Annotated in this window: 14 protein-coding genes; 11 read left to right on the top strand and 3 right to left on the bottom strand. The window is 71.4% G+C overall.

Annotated elements, in window-relative coordinates; translation table 11 throughout:
• Positions 1-6: 6 nt before the first annotated feature.
• Positions 7-339: a putative quinol monooxygenase gene (locus PSH03_RS14175; RefSeq protein WP_210786128.1), complete on the top strand. Its 333-nt coding sequence runs from the start codon at positions 7-9 to the stop codon at positions 337-339.
• 85 nt (positions 340-424) lie between these two features.
• Here the strand turns inward: PSH03_RS14175 and pdxY are convergent, their stop codons facing one another.
• The 3 genes from pdxY to PSH03_RS14160 all read right to left on the bottom strand — a co-directional run bounded on the left by pdxY (position 425) and on the right by PSH03_RS14160 (position 3,428).
• On the bottom strand, positions 425-1,276 hold the full coding sequence (gene pdxY, locus PSH03_RS14170) for a pyridoxal kinase PdxY (RefSeq protein WP_238689402.1): 852 nt from the start codon (positions 1,274-1,276) through the stop codon (positions 425-427).
• A 177-nt stretch (positions 1,277-1,453) separates the two neighbouring features.
• Positions 1,454-2,248: a S1 family peptidase gene (locus PSH03_RS14165; RefSeq protein WP_238689401.1), complete on the bottom strand. Its 795-nt coding sequence runs from the start codon at positions 2,246-2,248 to the stop codon at positions 1,454-1,456.
• A 163-nt stretch (positions 2,249-2,411) separates the two neighbouring features.
• The gene (locus PSH03_RS14160; RefSeq protein WP_238689400.1) at positions 2,412-3,428 is read right to left on the bottom strand and encodes a LacI family DNA-binding transcriptional regulator; all 1,017 of its coding nucleotides are present in this window, start codon (positions 3,426-3,428) and stop codon (positions 2,412-2,414) included.
• Between the two features lie 255 nt (positions 3,429-3,683).
• Between PSH03_RS14160 and PSH03_RS14155 the strand changes: the two genes are divergently transcribed.
• The 10 genes from PSH03_RS14155 (at position 3,684) to PSH03_RS14110 (ending at position 16,293) form a co-directional block, all read left to right on the top strand.
• Positions 3,684-6,038: an AbfB domain-containing protein gene (locus PSH03_RS14155; protein ID WP_238689399.1), complete on the top strand. Its 2,355-nt coding sequence runs from the start codon at positions 3,684-3,686 to the stop codon at positions 6,036-6,038.
• Positions 6,039-6,515: 477 nt separating this feature from the next.
• Positions 6,516-7,808 carry a cytochrome P450 gene (locus tag PSH03_RS14150; protein WP_238689398.1) on the top strand — a complete coding sequence of 431 codons (1,293 nt, stop codon included), beginning with the start codon at positions 6,516-6,518 and terminating at the stop codon, positions 7,806-7,808.
• 263 nt (positions 7,809-8,071) lie between these two features.
• Complete coding sequence (locus PSH03_RS14145; RefSeq protein ID WP_210786122.1) at positions 8,072-8,554, top strand: helix-turn-helix transcriptional regulator; 483 nt, start codon at positions 8,072-8,074, stop codon at positions 8,552-8,554.
• A gap of 253 nt (positions 8,555-8,807) precedes the next feature.
• Positions 8,808-11,207 carry a sensor histidine kinase gene (locus tag PSH03_RS14140; RefSeq protein WP_238689397.1) on the top strand — a complete coding sequence of 800 codons (2,400 nt, stop codon included), beginning with the start codon at positions 8,808-8,810 and terminating at the stop codon, positions 11,205-11,207.
• Positions 11,208-11,223: 16 nt separating this feature from the next.
• On the top strand, positions 11,224-11,628 hold the full coding sequence (locus tag PSH03_RS14135; protein WP_030490280.1) for a roadblock/LC7 domain-containing protein: 405 nt from the start codon (positions 11,224-11,226) through the stop codon (positions 11,626-11,628).
• Between the two features lie 52 nt (positions 11,629-11,680).
• Positions 11,681-12,874: an ABC transporter substrate-binding protein gene (locus tag PSH03_RS14130; RefSeq protein ID WP_238689396.1), complete on the top strand. Its 1,194-nt coding sequence runs from the start codon at positions 11,681-11,683 to the stop codon at positions 12,872-12,874.
• Positions 12,871-13,767 carry a branched-chain amino acid ABC transporter permease gene (locus PSH03_RS14125; RefSeq protein ID WP_210786119.1) on the top strand — a complete coding sequence of 299 codons (897 nt, stop codon included), beginning with the start codon at positions 12,871-12,873 and terminating at the stop codon, positions 13,765-13,767. The genes PSH03_RS14130 and PSH03_RS14125 overlap by 4 nt, the downstream gene beginning before the upstream one ends.
• On the top strand, positions 13,764-14,783 hold the full coding sequence (locus PSH03_RS14120) for a branched-chain amino acid ABC transporter permease (RefSeq protein ID WP_210786118.1): 1,020 nt from the start codon (positions 13,764-13,766) through the stop codon (positions 14,781-14,783). Before PSH03_RS14125 ends, PSH03_RS14120 begins: the two co-directional genes overlap by 4 nt.
• The gene (locus PSH03_RS14115) at positions 14,780-15,523 is read left to right on the top strand and encodes an ABC transporter ATP-binding protein (RefSeq protein WP_238689395.1); all 744 of its coding nucleotides are present in this window, start codon (positions 14,780-14,782) and stop codon (positions 15,521-15,523) included. Before PSH03_RS14120 ends, PSH03_RS14115 begins: the two co-directional genes overlap by 4 nt.
• Positions 15,523-16,293 (top strand): ABC transporter ATP-binding protein, encoded by a 771-nt coding sequence (locus PSH03_RS14110; RefSeq protein WP_238689394.1) that lies wholly within the window; start codon positions 15,523-15,525, stop codon positions 16,291-16,293. The genes PSH03_RS14115 and PSH03_RS14110 overlap by 1 nt, the downstream gene beginning before the upstream one ends.
• Positions 16,294-16,316 lie beyond the last annotated feature (23 nt).

Here is a 16,316-nt window from a genome sequence, read left to right as displayed (position 1 = left end):
GAGGCCATGATCTTCATTACCGCCAAGTTCCGGGTCCTGGCCGAGCACGCCGACCGGTGGCCGCAGATCGCCGCTGAGTTCACCGAGGCGACCCGGGCGGAGCCGGGCTGCCTGTGGTTCGACTGGTCTCGCAGCGTGGACGATCCCACCGAGTACGTGCTGGTCGAGGCATTCCGCGACGACCAGGCCGGCGGGGCCCACGTCCAGTCCGCGCATTTCCGCACGGCCCGGGAGACCCTGCCGCCGTACCTGGCCGAGACGCCGCGCATCGTGAACGCCACGGTGCCGCAGGAGGACTGGTCGCTGCTCGGCGAGATGGCCGTTCCCGAGGGTCGCTGACCGCCGCCGGTCCGCGGTCCGCGACCGTTGTCAACCCGGTCGGTCAGCGGTCCGCCGTCGGCGCAGCCGGTCCGCGACCCCTTCGTCAACGCAGCCGGCGGGCGGTGAAGCGGGCCGGCGGGTCGGCGATCACGTCCTGCGCCGCGATCAGCTGGATCTCCCGGGTGCCCGCCGCGAGAGTGGCCTCGAGCACGGCGTAGACGGAGGCGATGGTGCGCTCCAGCGCGGTCGCTGGTGAGCCGGTCGTCCACAGGTGCGCGAGGTACAGCGCCGCCGTGACGTCGCCCCCACCGTTCGGGTTGATCGGCAGCAGCGGCGTGGTCACCGCCCAGGCGCCCTCGTCGGAGACCGCCACCACCTCCAGCGAGTCCGGCGGCAGGTCCCCGTGGAGCACGCTGGTCACCAGGACGTGCCGTGGCCCGGTCGCGCGCACCACGTCGACCGCGTCCAGCACCTCGGCCAGCGAGTTCGTGGTGCGACCGGCGAGGAAGTCCAGCTCGTAGTGGTTCGGCGTGATGATGTCCGCACGGGGCACGACGGTGTCCCGTAGGTACTCAGGAATCCCCGGCCGGACGAACATGCCCCGGCCGGCGTCGCCCATCACCGGGTCGCAGCAGTACACAGCGGCCGGGTTGGTCGCCTTCACCGTCGCCACCGCGTCCAGGATCACCGCGCCCATGGCCGGGTCGCCCTGGTAGCCCGAGAGCACCGCGTCGGCGGTGCCGAGGACCCCGCGGTCCTCGATGCCCGCGATCACCTCCGCCACGTCCGCCGCCGGGAGCAGCGGGCCCCGCCACGCGCCGTACCCGGTGTGATTGGAGAAGTGCACAGTCAGGACCGGCCAGACCTCGTGCCCGAGGCGTTGCAGCGGAAAGGCCGCCGCCGAGTTGCCGACGTGACCGTAGGCGACCGACGACTGGATGGACAGGATCTTCACCGGGCCATCATCGCCGCTGCGGCCGGCGTCGCACTGACGGCCCGCCGAATCTGTCGGGTGGCCCACTCGCCGCTCACCCGGCGGGACGGCACGAACAGGCGACCCGGACCGTGTCGTCCGGGCCGCCCGAGCGGTGGCGAGGCGACCAACGCGCCGGCTGGCCGTCCCGTCGTACGGTCAGCCGCCGAGGCTCGCCGCGGCCGAGGCGATCGACGAGGCGAAGTAGCTCACCTGGGTGTAGACACCCGGGTAGTTGGGCCGGGCGCAGCCGTTGCCCCAGCTGACGATGCCGACCTGGATCCAGGCGTTGCTGGCGTCGCGGCGGAACATCGGGCCGCCCGAGTCACCCTGGCAGGTGTCAGTGCCACCGCTGGCGTAGCCGGCGCAGATCTCCTCGGCGGGGATGAGGTCGCCACCGTAGTTGGCGTTGCAGGTGGAGTCGCTGACGAACGGCACGGTCGCCTTGAGCAGGTACCGCTGCTGGCCGCCGCCCTCGCGCGCGGCGCCCCAACCGGCCACTGTGAAGGTGCCGCTGTCGTACGCGGTGGTGCTGGCGATCGGCAGTGTGCTCAGCCCGGTGACGGGGCTGGCCAACCGGATCAGCGCCCAGTCGCGGCCGGCGCCGTTGTAGCCGGGGGCACGGTAGACGTAGTTGGACCGGACGGTGATCCGGCTGGACGACTGGAGGTCGACCGTCCCGAGCGTCGCGGTGATGCTGGTGTTGGTGCCGGTCCGGCCCACGCAGTGTGCCGCGGTGAGCACCAGCCGGGGGCTGTACAGCGCCCCGCCGCAGCCCATCGAGAGACGCACCATGAACGGGAACTCGCCCTGAGCGGCGCGGGTGCCGCCGACGACATTCGGCGTCACGGGGCTGTCGGCCGCGGCGGCCGGCGCGGTGAGAGTGAGGCTGGCCGCGGTCACCGCGGCCAACGCGGTGGCCAGCAGGCCAGTGAGGGTACGCCAGCGAACCATGCATTCCTCCGCATCAGGATGGCACGCCTCGTGAGCGCACCGCAGTCGAGATAGCGGTCATCATATTGAGGATTATGGATCTCGTGGGTCATCCTCTCTGGGTCGTACCACCGGCGGTATGGATCTCGCACGGCACGGCACGGGGCTTGTGGGCGACCGGTGGTCAGGCGTCCGGCGTGCCGGTGCTCTCCCGGCGGAGAAGCCGGAACGGTGTCTGCACGGTCAGCGGCCCCGCGACCTCCGCGCCCTCGATGCGGGCGACGAGGCGGCGCACCGCGAGACGGCCGATCTCCCTCTTGTCCGGGGCGATCGTGGTGAGGGTCGGGGCAGTGAACCGTCCCTCCTCGATGTCGTCGATCCCGACCACCGCGACGTCCTCGGGCACCCGGTGACCGGCCTCGGCCAGCGCCCGCAGCGCCCCGATGGCGATCAGGTCGTTGTAACCGAACACCGCGTCCGGCGGGTCACCGAGGGCGAGCAGGTCACGCATGCCGCGCATGCCGTCGAGCCGACCGAACGCGTCGGTGCGGGCGACCAACCGTGGTCGGTACGGCAGGCCGGCGGCCGCCAGGGCCTCCCGGTAACCCCGGACCCGCAGGTGGGCCGACTGCCGGTCACCGCCCGGGGTGGCGCCGATGAACGCTATCCGGCGGCGGCCGATCGCCACGAGATGCCGGATCGCCGCGTGGCTGGCGGCGACGTTGTCGATGGCGATGTGGTCGTGTGGCACGTCGTAGACGCCCTCGCCGATCAGCACGAGCGGGCTGCCGGCAGTCCGGGCCAGCACCTCCTTCCGGCCGACGCGCACCGGGCTGAGGATCAGACCGTCGATGACGCGCTGTCGCGAGCCGTCGAGAAGCGCCAGCTCCGCCTCCCGCTGCGCGGCGGTGTTCTCCATGACGAGCGTGTAGCCGAGCGCGGCGGCCTCGGAGATGGCGATCTCGGCGAGCTCGGCGAAGTACGGGTTGGTCAGTTCCGGGACGGCCAGGGCGATCAGGCCGGTACGACCCCGGCGGAGATGCCGGGCGCCGAGGTTGGGGCTGTAGCCGAGTTCGTCGATCGCCTGCTGCACCCGTTGTCGGGTCCGCTCCCCCACCGGCCGGTACCCGTTCACCACGTTCGAGACCGTGGCCAGGGAGACACCGGCGCGCTGGGCGATGTCCTTCAGGTTGACGCCCATCCCCAACCTTTCGCGAATTCGACCGGTGGGCCGACCGGACATTGACGAACAAGCATTGACGGGAGGGTCGGCGCGGCTCTATAACGTTATACAGGTGATGATGGATGTCAATATGCCGGTCACCGTTGGCGCGTGGAGATCCCACCGACATCCGTCGCTGACGCCCGCCCCCGTCAATGACCACCCGATGCCCACCACCCACGCGCTTCGGGCCTGGCTGCACCGCCCGCGGCGACTCGTCCCCCCGGAGACGGCATGACACGTCACGTCCCCATCCGCCCCGCCCTGCCACTGCTGCTCGTTCTCGCCCTGCTCGCCGGCGTTCTCGGCGTACCAACCTCGCCGGCGTACGCCGCGCCGGCCAAGACGCCACCACTGACCACCCCCTGGACCAGCCAGGCCCTGAACGGCACACCTCTGCCCGAGTACCCGAGACCCCAGATGACGCGGCCGGACTGGCTCAACCTCAACGGCGAGTGGCAGCTACGCCAGTCGACGACCGACGACGCCCCGCAGTTCGGCACCAACCTGCCCGAGCGTGTCAACGTGCCCTTCCCGGTGGAGAGCGCCCTGTCCGGCATCCAGCGGGCCGCCAACGACAACCGCAACTACCTGTTCTACCGACGCACCGTCACCATCCCGGCGAACTGGTCGGGCCGGCGCACCCTGCTGCACTTCGGCGCCGTCGACTGGCAGAGCACCGTCTGGGTCAACGGTGTCCGGGTCGGCGCGCACACCGGCGGCTACGACGCCTTCACCTTCGACGTGACGCCCCAGCTCACCACCGGGACGAACGAGATCGTCGTCAAGGTCTGGGATCCCACCGACACCCGGCAGAACGGCAGCCTGCCCGCCATCGGCAAGCAGACCAAGACGCCTGGCGGAATCTTCTACACCCCCAGCTCCGGCATCTGGCAGACGGTGTGGATGGAACCGGTGCCCGCCGCCTCGATCAGCAGCGTGGACGTCTACCCGAACCTGAGCAACAACACACTGCGGGTCCGGGTCTTCACCCGGGGCGACGTGAGCGGGCACAGCGTGCTCGCCGAGGCGCTGAACGGCGCCACGGTGGTCGGCTCGGCCACCGGCGGCTTCACCGACTTCAGCGTGCCGGTGCCCAACGCCCGCCGCTGGTCACCCGACGACCCGTTCCTCTACAACCTCCGGGTGACAGTGCGCGGTGCCACCGGCGCCACAGTGGACCGGACCACGCACTACTTCGGCATGCGGGAGATCACCACCGGCCTGGTCAACGGGGTGCTGCGCCCCAAGCTCAACGGCCAGTTCGTGTTCCAGGTCGGCACCCTCGACCAGGGCTACTGGCCGGACGGGCTCTACACCGCGCCGACCGACACCGCCCTCGCCTTCGACCTGCAGAAGCACAAGGACCTGGGCTTCAACATGGTGCGCAAGCACATCAAGGTCGAGCCGCAGCGCTGGTTCTACCACGCCGACCGGCTCGGCCTGCTGGTCTGGCAGGACATCCCGTCGCTGACCGCACAGGACGTCGACCCCACCGACGCCCAGCAGGCGCAGTTCGAGGCCGAGGCACGCGAGATCGTGGACGAGCACCGCAGCTCACCCGCCGTGATCGCGTACACGCCCTACAACGAGGGCTGGGGTGAACGGTCCCTCGCCGACACCCGGCGGGTCGCGCAGAACATCAAGAACCAGGACCCGACACGTCTGGTCAACCCGCACAGCGGCCACAACTGCTGCCAGTCCCTCGGCAACCCCGGCAACGGCGACATCGACGACTGGCACGTCTACCTGGGCCCGGACTCCCCCGTACCGTCGAGCAGCCGGATCGCGGTCCTCGGTGAGTTCGGCGGCCTGGGCCTGCACACGCCGGGCCACGAGTACAGCCCGAACGGCAGCTTCTTCGCGTACGAGTGGCAGTCCAGTTCGAACGCCCTCACCGACCGGTACGTGGGGCTGGTGCAGGGCACCCAGAACCTGATGCTCGGCAAGGGGCTCAGCGCCTCGATCTACACCGAGATCACCGACCTGGAGGGTGAACTGAACGGGTTCCTCACCTACGACCGACAGGTGATCAAGATGGACCAGGCGCGGGTACGCGCCGCCAACACCGCCCTGATCAACGCCTCGAAGACCATCGGCAGTTCGGCACCCGTCGCCCTGCCGGTCAACACCCGCCGGTCGTTGCAGGTCACCACGCCCGGCTTCACCAACCGCTACCTTCGCCACCAGGACAGCCTGGCCTACACGGAGGTGATCGACGCCGCGAGTTCCGGCCTGCTCAAGGCCGACGCCACGTACACCATCCGGCCCGGTCTGGCCGGTGCCGGTTGCTACTCGTTCGAGTCGGTCAACTTTCCCGGGCAGTACCTGCGCCACCAGAACTCCCGGGTCCGCAACTCGCCGGACGACGGCTCCGCGCTGCTTCGTGCCGACGCCACCTGGTGCGCCCGTACCGGGCTGACCGGCACCGGCGTCTCGCTGGAGTCGTACAACTTCCGAGGTAGGTACCTGCGGCACTACAACGCGGAGGTCTGGCTCAGCAACGGCGCCGGCGGCGACGCGTACAACACGCCGACGTCGTGGACCGCCGACAGCACGTGGAGCATCGCCGCCCCGTGGGCACCCTGACCGCTGCGCCCTGACCGGGCCGTTCCGACAAGAGGAGGCGCGGGGGTTCCGGCGTGGGCCGGAACCCCCGCGGCGCGTGGACGGTGTGGCGGGCCCGCGCTGCCCACCCGGGGGCCGGCCCCTTCCGTCGGCGCCGGCGCCTTCCGTCGCGGTCGGTGACCGGACCCCGGCGTCACTCGTCGTCCCGGAGGTCGTTTCCCCGGTCATGAGCGAAAGCGGCGAGTTGTTTGCACCGTTCGGCCGGGTCGGCTCAGGGCAAGGACCGGGCCGCAACTTGCATCCAGCCAAGTTCGCTCAGCTGTTGCAACACGCAATTATGCCGACAAATAAATAGACAAGAACCAATCTTGACTTGTACGGCCGGCCAGCGCACCGTAAAGAGCCAGAGGCAGATGCACGCCATTATCGGCCCGGCTGAAGTGGATCGCCAAATGGAGGCGCTGCCGGTTTCGCGCCGCGTGCATCAGGAGGCTCTCCATGCGGTTGAATCCGTTCACCGGGGTCTATCTCACCGATCCGGCTAGCATGTGGCGGCGCATTCTCGACGATCCCGACGGGGTGCACTACGCCGAGGATCTGGGTCTGTGGTTGATCAGCCGGCACGCGGACGTCCGGCGGGCCCTCGCCGACGCCACGACATTCGCCAACGCCCTCACCCTCGCCCCGGTCTACGAGGTGTGTCCACCGGCACTGAACGTCATCATGCAGATCGACGCGCCACCCACGACGGCCGCCGCGGACCCACCGGCGCACCCGCGCACCCGGCGGGCCCTACGGGCGACCTTCGCGAACACCGCCGAGCGGGTCGAGGCCGAGTACGGGGCGATCATCCGACGCCGGGTCGACCAGTTGGTGTCCCGTCTCGCCGCCCGCCAGGGCGACCAGGTCGACCTGATCCCGGAGTTCGCGACCGAGCTTCCCCTGCTGGTGGTCCTGGACATCCTCGGGGTGCCCGACGCCGACATCGGGCGGATCCGGAGTTGGGCGGACGGGCAGATAGCCCTCATCTGGGGGCAGCCGGACCCGGCCGAGCAGGTACGCCTGGCCCAGGGCCTGCTGGAGTTCTGGCACTACTGCGAGGACCTGGTCCGCCAGCGGGTGGACAGTGGACACCGGGGCGAGGACTTCATCAGCCGCGCCCTGGACTACCGGGACGACGACGACAGCGTGCTGACGGTGCCCGAGGTGGCGAGCCTCGCCTTCAATCTCCTGGTCGCGGGTCACGAGACCACCGCCGGGCTGCTCGCGCACGCCCTCGACCAGGCCCTGTCCGCTCCCCAGCGCTGGTCGGCGATCACCGCGGACCCGGGGCTCGTCCCGGCCTTCGTGGGCGAGACGCTCCGGTTCGCGCCCGCCATCGACGGCTGGCTGCGGGTGACCACCCGGGATGTCACAGTGGGGGCGGTGACGATCCCCGCCGGGGCGCGTTGCCTGCTGTTGATCGGAGCGGCGAACCGGGACCCGGTGGCGTTCCACGACCCGGACCGGTTCGACCCATACCGGGCCGACGGGGGCAATCACCTGTCGTTCGGCCACGGTCCGCATTTCTGCATTGGCGCGGGATTGGCGCGACTTGAAGCCGGAATCGCCCTCAGCCGGCTCGCCGAAGCCATTCCCGGGCTGAGACTGTCACCGGAGCAACATCGCTCGTACAAACCCAATATCGCGTTTCGTGCACACCGCACGCTGCTCGCGATAATCGACGTTCCGGCATCTGCGGGCGTGTCGGCGACACCGGATGGCGCGACGGCCGAAGTGCACGCCGCCTGAGCGGGCGCGGGCGCCAGCGGTGCTGACCTGCGGACGGGTCGACGGTGGGGTGGGGCCGGCGTCGAGCCGTTCCACCCGGCGCACGTCGGCGCCGGCACCGGTCCGGCGCGCACCTTTCCCGCTTTCCCCGACGATCCATACCGGTGAACGTCTTCACACCCATCGCTTCCTGGGTTAAGAATTGCCCTCTGTGAATGTTCAGCTCATCGGTCAATCTCGATCTGGCGTCCGCCGCTGAATGTCCGTTCCACGAAGGTGAGCGCATGGAGCACACGTCCCCGTCGAGCTCGGCGCACTCTGCGGCCAGTCAGCGGTTCCGACGGGAGTTGCGCGACTGCCGCGTCCAACGGGGCCTGACCCAACGAGCCCTGGCAGATCTGGTGCGGTTCAGCCGGGAGACCGTCGCGGCGGTCGAGTCAGGTCGCCGGTTCGGCAGCCACGAGTTCGCACAGCGCTGCGACGACGTGCTCGACACCGGTGGCCGGCTGGCCACGCTCTGGCCGCAGGTCGCGGCCGAGCAGTTGGCGGCCGACGGTCGCCGAGGCCCCCGCGCTCCGGAGCCGGCTCGACTGGATCGGCAGGTGCCGCGTCAACGTGGACGCCGTGACGCGCGCGACCCGGGCGCCGTGGTGGACGCGATCGACGAGCTGCGGGAGCTGATCGGCCAGGTGCTCAACGGTCAACCCGAACCGGATGGACCGGAGCGGCGGCAGCCGTCGGCCGAACCCCTCGACAACCAGCGCTGACCCGACGGATCCAGTCCGACCTCGCGGCGTCACCGGTTGCTGACGTTGGGTACAGATACTGGTACGGGCAGTTTGTACCACGGCCAGGTCTGGTCTACGAGCGCGGCTTCCGGCCGAATGGGACTTGCATTCGGCAACGTGCGGATAGACCGTCATCGACGAGTCGTGGGAGTCAATCTTGGCGTCGAGCACCCGGTCCCACGCGGCCAGACCCTACCCGACCCGCCGACGCGGTTGGAAGATAGCCGGCCGGATGCGCCTCATCGTCGCGGCCCCGCTCGTCGCCGTGATCGGCTTCGCCGGTCTCGCACTGACCGAGAGCGCACGCCAGACGGCCCGCGCCGGCGACCTGCAGATCCTGGCGCAGGTCGGTGCCGAGGCCGGCGACCTGGCCTACCGCCTGCAACGCGAACGCATCGCCGCCGCCGACCTGCTCACCCATGCCCGGCCGGAGCAGCAGGACGCCTTCGGCGTGGAGATGGCCGCCACCGATGACGCCGTCGCCCGCTACCGCGGGCAGCGTGACCGACTGTCCGGCGACAACGGCACCAACTCGGCTCTCCTGCGGCGTATCGACGCTGCCCTGGACGGCCTCGCCCCGCTGCGCACCCAGGTGCGCACCGCCACGCACGCGTCGGTGTCGGCGATGACCTTCAGCTACCGCATCGCCATCGCCGACCTCATCAACTTCCGGGAGAACGTCTCACACGGCGTGGTGGACGCCCCACTCGCCGACGGGATCCGGGCATCGGCGGCGCTGTCGAAGACGGCCGAGGCCATCGGTCAGCAGCAGGTGGCCGTGCTGCGCGCCGTCGCGGGCGGGGAACTGACCCCGGCCACGCAGCAGGACATCACGGCGGCCCGCACCAGCTACACCGAGTCGAGCCTGTCGTTCCTGGCCCTGGCCCCACCCGAGTGGAGCATCTGGTGGGAGCAGGCCGGCACCGGCAAGGAGGCGCTCACCCTGCAACGGATGCAGGACGAGGTGTCCCGGGCCCAGCCGGGGTCGCAACTGAAACTGGAGACCGACGCGTGGGTGTCCACCACCCAGACCCGCGCCGCCCGGCTGGCCGACCTGCGCGCCCGGGTCGACGACGCGGTCCGCGACGACGTTCGCGCCGCGCACGCCGACCAGCGCCGCCGGGCCGTGGCCGAGGCGGCCAGCGTCCTCCTGGCCCTGATCCTGACCGCGTTGGTGACCTGGGCCGTCGCACGGCAGATCACCCGACGGCTGCGCCGGCTACGGGACGCGGCCAACGCGGTCGCCTTCGAACAGCTACCCGCCGTGGTGGCCCAGCTCCAACAGCCCGGCAGCGCCGCCGTCGACCCACAGAAGCTGGCCCACCAGCAGTCCAGTGCCGCCCTCGAACCGTCCAGCGACGACGAGATCGGCGAACTGGGTCAGGCGTTCAGCGCCGTGCACCAGGCCGCCGTGCGGACCGCCGCCGAACAGGCAGTCATGCGCGCCAACACCGCCGACATCTTCATCCACCTGAGCCGCCGCGAACAGCGACTGGTCGACGCCGTCCTGGCCCAGGTCGACCTGGTCGAGCGGGACGAAACCGACCCCGACCGGCTCGACCAGCTGTACACACTGGACAACCTGGCGACCCGGATGGGCCGGATCAACGCCAGCCTGCTGGTGCTCGGCGGTGTCGGCGTGGGTCGCGTGCGCCAGCGCGACGTTCCGCTGCAACAGGTGCTCCAGGCGGCGCTGTCCCAGATCGAGCACTACGCGCGGGTCCGACTCGGCATGATCGACGGGGACGTCGCGGTGGCCGCCAAGACCGTCGACGAGGTCGTGCACCTGCTCGCCGAACTCATGGACAACGCCACGACGTACTCGCCGCCGGGCAGCGAGACCTGGGTGAGCGGCCGGAGCCTGGGAGACCGCGTCATCGTCCAGATCAGCGACGAGGGTGTGGGGCTGTCCACGCAGAGGATGCAGCAGCTCAACGAGCTGCTGGCCCACCCACCGGCCATCGACGTGGCCGCCGTACGGGCGATGGGGCTGGTCGTCGTGGGCCAGCTCGCGGCCCGGCTGGGCGCCACCGTCCAACTGCGACGCGGCCCCCGACGCGGCATCCTCGCCGAGGCGACACTGCCCGCGGCGATCATCCGGTCGCTGCCACCGGAGGAGTACCTGCTCGCACCCGGTCGGCTGTCGCGGCGGGCAGCGCGGACGCCCAGCCCGCCGCCGCCGTACCAGCCGCGCCCCGAACCCACCGCCGGACGCCCGCCGACCGAACGGACCCTGCCGGCCGCGCCGGTTTTCCGACCGGCTCCCCCACCCCCGAACCGGGGTGACGCGCCCACCGAGGAGCTGCTCATCTTCGAACAGGTCAACCACTGGTTCCAGAACGACGTCGTCGACGGTCAGAACGGCCAGAACGGCCAGCAGTGGTCCAGCCCCGCCGACGACGCCTGGCGTACGGCCGCCCAGGCGCACACCCCCGAGGTCGCCACGACCACCAACTCCGGCCTGCCCAAGCGGCAGCCGCAACGGCACCTCGTGCCCGGCGGTGTGACGGTGCCCCAACAGCAGCAACGGTCCGAGTACCGCGACCCCGCTCAGGTGGCCACGGCGATGGCCGCGTACGCGCGCGGCGTGGCGAACCGACGGCGCACCCCGATCAACCTCGGTAACAAATGACGCGACAGGAGAGCACGTGACCGACCAACAGGATCTCGGCTGGCTGCTGGACAACTTCGCGGCGCGCGCGACCGAGGTCAGCCACGCGATCGCCATTTCCAGCGACGGCCTGATGGTGGCCGCCACCCGCGACCTGCCACCGGACCGGGCCGACCAGCTGGCCGCCACGGGTAGCGGGCTGGTCAGCCTGTTGCGGGGGGCGGCGGCCTTCTTCGACGCCGGCGCGGTGATCTCCAACGTCACCCAGCTGGAGGGCGGGTTCATGTTCTCCATGGCCTTCAACGACGGCGCCTCGCTGCTGGTGCTCGCCGCGCCCGAGTGCGACGTGGGCAAGGTCTCCTACGAGATGACCGAGCTGGCCAACCGCATCGGGGACGCGCTGACCCCCGCTGCCCGAGCGGCGCTCGCCCGCAGCCGCTGACCACCCCGGCGCCCCACGCCGGAGACCCCTTCCCCTTCCTCTGGAGTTAGACATGCCTCTCACCACGCCTTGGCGCAGCCGTGCCCTCACCGCCGCGCTGCTCGCCGCCGTGCTGACCACCGGCACGGCCTGCGGCGACGACGCTCCGGGCACGGGCGCCGGCGGCTCGATAAAGATCGGCCTGCTCGCATCGCTGTCCGGGACGTACCAGGCGGTCGGTACGGAGATCCGCGACGGCTTCCAGCTCTACCTGGACACCCACGACGGCAAGTTGGGCGGCCGGCAGGTCGACCTCATCGTCGCGGACGAGGGCAACGGCGCCCAGACCGCCGTCCCGGCGGCGACCAAGCTGCTCAAGCAGGACCGGGTGGCCGCGCTGACCGGCATCGTCGGTGGCGGCTCGGTCGCCGGGGTCACCCCCGTGCTCAACGAGACCAAGGTGCCACTGGTCGGCTCCAACGGCCGACCGGAGCTCAAGGACGTCTCCCGGGTCTGGCACACCTCGTACCTCTCCGACGAGCCCGGGGCGGCGATCGCCCAGCACGTCCGCGACAACGTGAAGGGCTCCGTGTACGCGATCGGCCCGGACTACCAGGGCGGTTGGGACGAGCTGCGCGGCTTCACCGACGCGTTCGGCAAGATCGGCGGGAAGCTCGCGAACGCCGACGGAAAGACGACCTTCACGCCGTTCCCGGCCACCACCAACTTCCTCCCGTACTTCGCCCGCATCAAGGCATCCGGCGCGGCGGCCGTCTACACCTTCTACGCCGGCAGCGCCGCCGTCGACTTCGTGAAGCAGTACGCGCAGTCCGAGATCAAGGACGTCCCGTTGTACGCGGCCGGGTTCCTCACCGAGGGCGGCGTGCTCAACGCGCAGGGCGAGGCCGCCCGGGACATCTACTCGGTGCTCAACTACTCGCCCGACCTCGACAACGCGGAGAACCGCGCCTTCGTGGCCGCGTGGAAGGCGAAGCACGACGGTTCGCCGACGACCTACGCGCTCGCCTCGTACGACGCGGCGGCGGTGCTGGACCGGGCGATCGGCGCCGCCGGAAGCAACCCGACCCCCGAGGCCATCAACACGGCCATCGGTCAACTCGGCCAGATCGCCAGCCCGCGCGGTACCTGGCAGTTCTCCACCACCACGCACTCGCCCGTGCAGAAGTGGTACCTGCGGCAGGTCCGCCAGGACGGCCGGGCGCTGTCCAACACCGTCGTGGGCGACCTCGCGACCGTCGGCCGGTGATCGCGGTGGCGGCCGGCACGAACCGGATCGACCCGTACCTGATCCCGGCGTTGGACGGAGTCGCCTACGGGCTGCTCGTGTTCGTCGCCGCGTCGGGCCTGGTCTTCTGTTTCGGCGTCGCCAACATCCTCAACCTGGCGCACGGCCTGCTCTACGCGATCGGCGGGTACACCGCCGCGGCGCTGCTCGACGGCGGCTGGGTGAGCCTGGCGTTGGCCCTCGCCGTCGGTGTGCTGGCCGCCGCGGCGACGGGGGTGCTGCTGGCCGGCCTGCTCACACCGGTCGCCACCGGCAATCACCTGAGTCAGGCGCTGCTGACGTTCGGGGTGGCGCTGGCCGGCGGCAGCCTGCTCGTCGCCGGCTTCGGGCCCGACAACCCGCAGGTCCAGGTGCCCGCAGCCCTGGAGGGGTCGGTGATGGTCGCCGGTCACCGCTACGCCGCGTACCGGTTGGTGTTCATCGTCGTCGCGGCGGTGCTCGCCGCCGCCCTCTACCTGGTGGTGCGACGCACCAGGGCCGGGATGCTGGTCCGGGCGGCCGTCGACGACCCGGAGATGGTCGCCTGTCTGGGCGTGAGTCCGGCACGGATCCGGGCCGGTGTGCTCGCCGCCGCGGGTGCGCTGGCCGGCGCGGCCGGTGTCCTGGGCGCGCCCATCATCGGCCCCGGCACAGGCACCGCCGACACGGTGCTGCTGCTCTCCCTGGTGGTGGTCGTCCTCGGTGGTCTCGGGTCGATGGCGGGCACCCTGCTGGCCGCGCTCGCGATCGGCGAGATCCAGACGCTGGGGGTGGCGCTGCTGCCGTCCGCCGCGCCGTTTCTGCTGTTCGCCGCCATGGCGGCCGTGCTGGCCGTGCGGGCCCGTGGCCTGGCCGGCAGGTGGAGGGCGGCATGAGGGGTGAGGTGATCCGGCGGGTTCGGGGCGGCATCGCGGCGCTCGTCCTGGTCGGTCTGGTCGTGGCGCCCTGGGTTGTCGACGACTACACCACGGCGATCCTGGCCCGGACGCTGGCGCTGGCCCTGGTCGGGGTGAGCGTGGCGCTGCTCACCGGCGTCGCCGGCATGCCCACCCTCGGCCAGACCGCACCGTACGCGGCCGGCGCCTACGCCTGCGCCGTGGTCGGCAGCCGAGTCTCCGACGTTGGCGTCGTGCAGCTCGTCGTCGCGGCGGCCGCCGGGGCGCTGCTGGCCGCGCTCACCGTGCCGCTCGTCGTGCACGCCCGAGGGGTGATCGTCCTGATGATCACCCTGGCCATCGGTGAACTCGTCGTCATCGTCCTCGGGCGGTGGCGATCGGTGACCGGTGGCACCGACGGGCTGGCCGGCATCCCCGCGGTCCGCCCGTTCTGGGGGCTTCCGGCCCTGGCCAACGATCAGGCCCGTTACCTGTACGCCCTGGTCGTCGTGGCCACGCTGGTCGGCGCGGTGCTGGTGCTGCTGCGTACCCGGGCCGGGCTGGTGCTGCGTGCCGGCCGCGACGACGAGACGCGGTTGCGGGCCAGCGGTCACCGGGTGGCGCTGCACCTGTCCGGCGCGCACATCGCCGCCGGGGCGATCGCCGGTGCCGCCGGCTCGCTCCTGGTCGTCGCCCAGCAGTACATCTCCCCCGCCGACTTCGGCTTCGACACCTCCGCGCTGCTGCTGCTCGGTGTCGTCATCGGTGGCACCGCCTCGGTGGGTGGCGCCCTGGTGGGTGCGGCGTTGGTCATCGCCGTCCGGGACTGGCTGTTCGGGGTGCTGCCCGGCCACGCGCCACTGGTGCTGGGCGCGCTGTTCGTGGCGACTGTCTACCTGCTGCCCACCGGCGTCAACCGGGCCCGGGGACGGCTCCGCCCGCCGGGCGCCCCGGCGCTACAGCCGGAGCAGCCAGCCGCCCATGACCAGGCCACCGTTGCGGAGCTGCACCGATGACCGGCCTGCTGGAAGCCCAGGGGATCAGCGTGCGGTACGGCTCGCTCGCCGCACTCGACGGCGTGGACCTGCGCATCCACGACGGCCAGCGGCACGCGTTGATCGGCCCGAACGGGGCCGGCAAGACGACCCTGCTCAACGTGCTCGGCGGGTCCACCAGGCCGCAACGCGGCACGGTGCGGTTCGACGGACGGGACGTCGGTCGGCTCGGTCCGGCGGCCCGGGCCCGGCGGGGCATCAACCGCATCCACCAACGTCCCGCGGTCTTTCCGACGCTCACCGCGACGGAGAACGTCGTGGTGGCCGCGCTGCCCCGGGTCATCCCGAGCCGCCGGTGGTGGCCGGGCGGCCGCCGACGCGCCGCGCAGCGCCTGACCGGCCCACTGCTGGACCAGATGGGGCTCACCGCCGTCGCGGCGGTGCCCGCCGGGCACCTCGCGCACGGGCAACGACGCCAGTTGGAGATCGCGATGGCGCTGGCCGGTCGCCCCCGCCTGCTGCTCCTCGACGAACCGGCGGCCGGGCTGTCCGCCATCGAGGTCGGCCGGCTGGTCGAGTTGCTTCAGGCGCTGCCCCGGGCGGTCGCCGTGTTGCTTGTCGAACACCGACTGGACCTGGTGTACGCCCTCTCCGACACGGTCACGGTGCTGCGCGACGGTCAGACGTTGGCCGCCGGCACACCTGACGAGATCCGTACCTCGCCGCTGGTGCGGCAGGCCTACGCCGACGGGGTGGCCTGATGCTCACTGTGGATCGCCTCTGCGCCGGCTACGGCGGGGGAATCGTCCTGCACGAGGTCAGCCTGCGGGTACGCCCGGGCAGCATCCAGGCCGTGGTGGGCCGCAACGGGGCGGGCAAGAGCACACTCGTGCACACCATCGCCGGGTTGGTGCGGGCGTCCAGCGGTCGCGTCGAGATCGGCGGCGTGCACGTCGCCGGCCGACAACCTCATCGCATCGCCCAGTCCGGCGTCGGTCTCGTCCCGCAGGGCCGACGGGTCTTCTCCCGCTTGACGGTGGCCGAGCACCTGCACCTGGCGGCCGCGCCGTGGCGGGCCCCCGCCTCCGGCGGCGAGGGCTGGACGGTCGCCCGGACCCTGGAACTGCTGCCGAGGTTGGCGGTGCGGCTGCGACACCGCGGCTGCGAACTCTCCGGTGGTGAGCAGCAGATGCTGGCGATTGCCCGTGCGCTGCTCGGCCAACCCCGGGTGCTGCTGCTCGACGAACCATGTGAGGGGCTCTCGCCCGATCTGGCGGCGCGGGTCCGCGAACTCGTCAACGGTCTCGCCGCCGACGGCCTGACCGTGCTGCTGGTGGAGCAGCAACTCCAGCACGCCATCGAACTCGCGGACCGGGTGGCGGTGCTGGAGTACGGCCGGGTGGTCTACGACCGGCCGACCGCGGAGGCCCGCCGCGACCCGGCCCCACTGGCGTCGATGTTGAGCGTCGCCGCCGTTGCGCCGCCCCCGGCCAACCGACCGACCCCTCGGCTCTGGGCCGACACCCCGTAGTCACCCGGCCCTTCTCGAGTCAC

It is taken from the genome of Micromonospora salmantinae, from assembly GCF_022230905.1.
GTDB classification, from domain to species: domain Bacteria; phylum Actinomycetota; class Actinomycetes; order Mycobacteriales; family Micromonosporaceae; genus Micromonospora; species Micromonospora salmantinae.
This window is presented reverse-complemented; position numbering and strand designations above follow the sequence as displayed.

Excerpts from the sequence above, each read along its gene's own strand:
- PSH03_RS14115 (WP_238689395.1), top strand. The coding sequence starts at position 14,780 with ATGACCGGCCTGCTGGAAGCCCAGGGGATCAGCGTGCGGTACGGCTCG.
- PSH03_RS14145 (WP_210786122.1), top strand. The coding sequence starts at position 8,072 with ATGGAGCACACGTCCCCGTCGAGCTCGGCGCACTCTGCGGCCAGTCAG.
- PSH03_RS14140 (WP_238689397.1), top strand. The coding sequence starts at position 8,808 with ATGCGCCTCATCGTCGCGGCCCCGCTCGTCGCCGTGATCGGCTTCGCC.
- PSH03_RS14155 (WP_238689399.1), top strand. The coding sequence starts at position 3,684 with ATGACACGTCACGTCCCCATCCGCCCCGCCCTGCCACTGCTGCTCGTT.
- PSH03_RS14175 (WP_210786128.1), top strand. The coding sequence starts at position 7 with ATGATCTTCATTACCGCCAAGTTCCGGGTCCTGGCCGAGCACGCCGAC.
- PSH03_RS14110 (WP_238689394.1), top strand. The coding sequence starts at position 15,523 with ATGCTCACTGTGGATCGCCTCTGCGCCGGCTACGGCGGGGGAATCGTC.
- PSH03_RS14160 (WP_238689400.1), bottom strand. The coding sequence starts at position 3,428 with ATGGGCGTCAACCTGAAGGACATCGCCCAGCGCGCCGGTGTCTCCCTG.
- PSH03_RS14120 (WP_210786118.1), top strand. The coding sequence starts at position 13,764 with ATGAGGGGTGAGGTGATCCGGCGGGTTCGGGGCGGCATCGCGGCGCTC.
- PSH03_RS14165 (WP_238689401.1), bottom strand. The coding sequence starts at position 2,248 with ATGGTTCGCTGGCGTACCCTCACTGGCCTGCTGGCCACCGCGTTGGCC.
- PSH03_RS14150 (WP_238689398.1), top strand. The coding sequence starts at position 6,516 with ATGCGGTTGAATCCGTTCACCGGGGTCTATCTCACCGATCCGGCTAGC.
- PSH03_RS14130 (WP_238689396.1), top strand. The coding sequence starts at position 11,681 with ATGCCTCTCACCACGCCTTGGCGCAGCCGTGCCCTCACCGCCGCGCTG.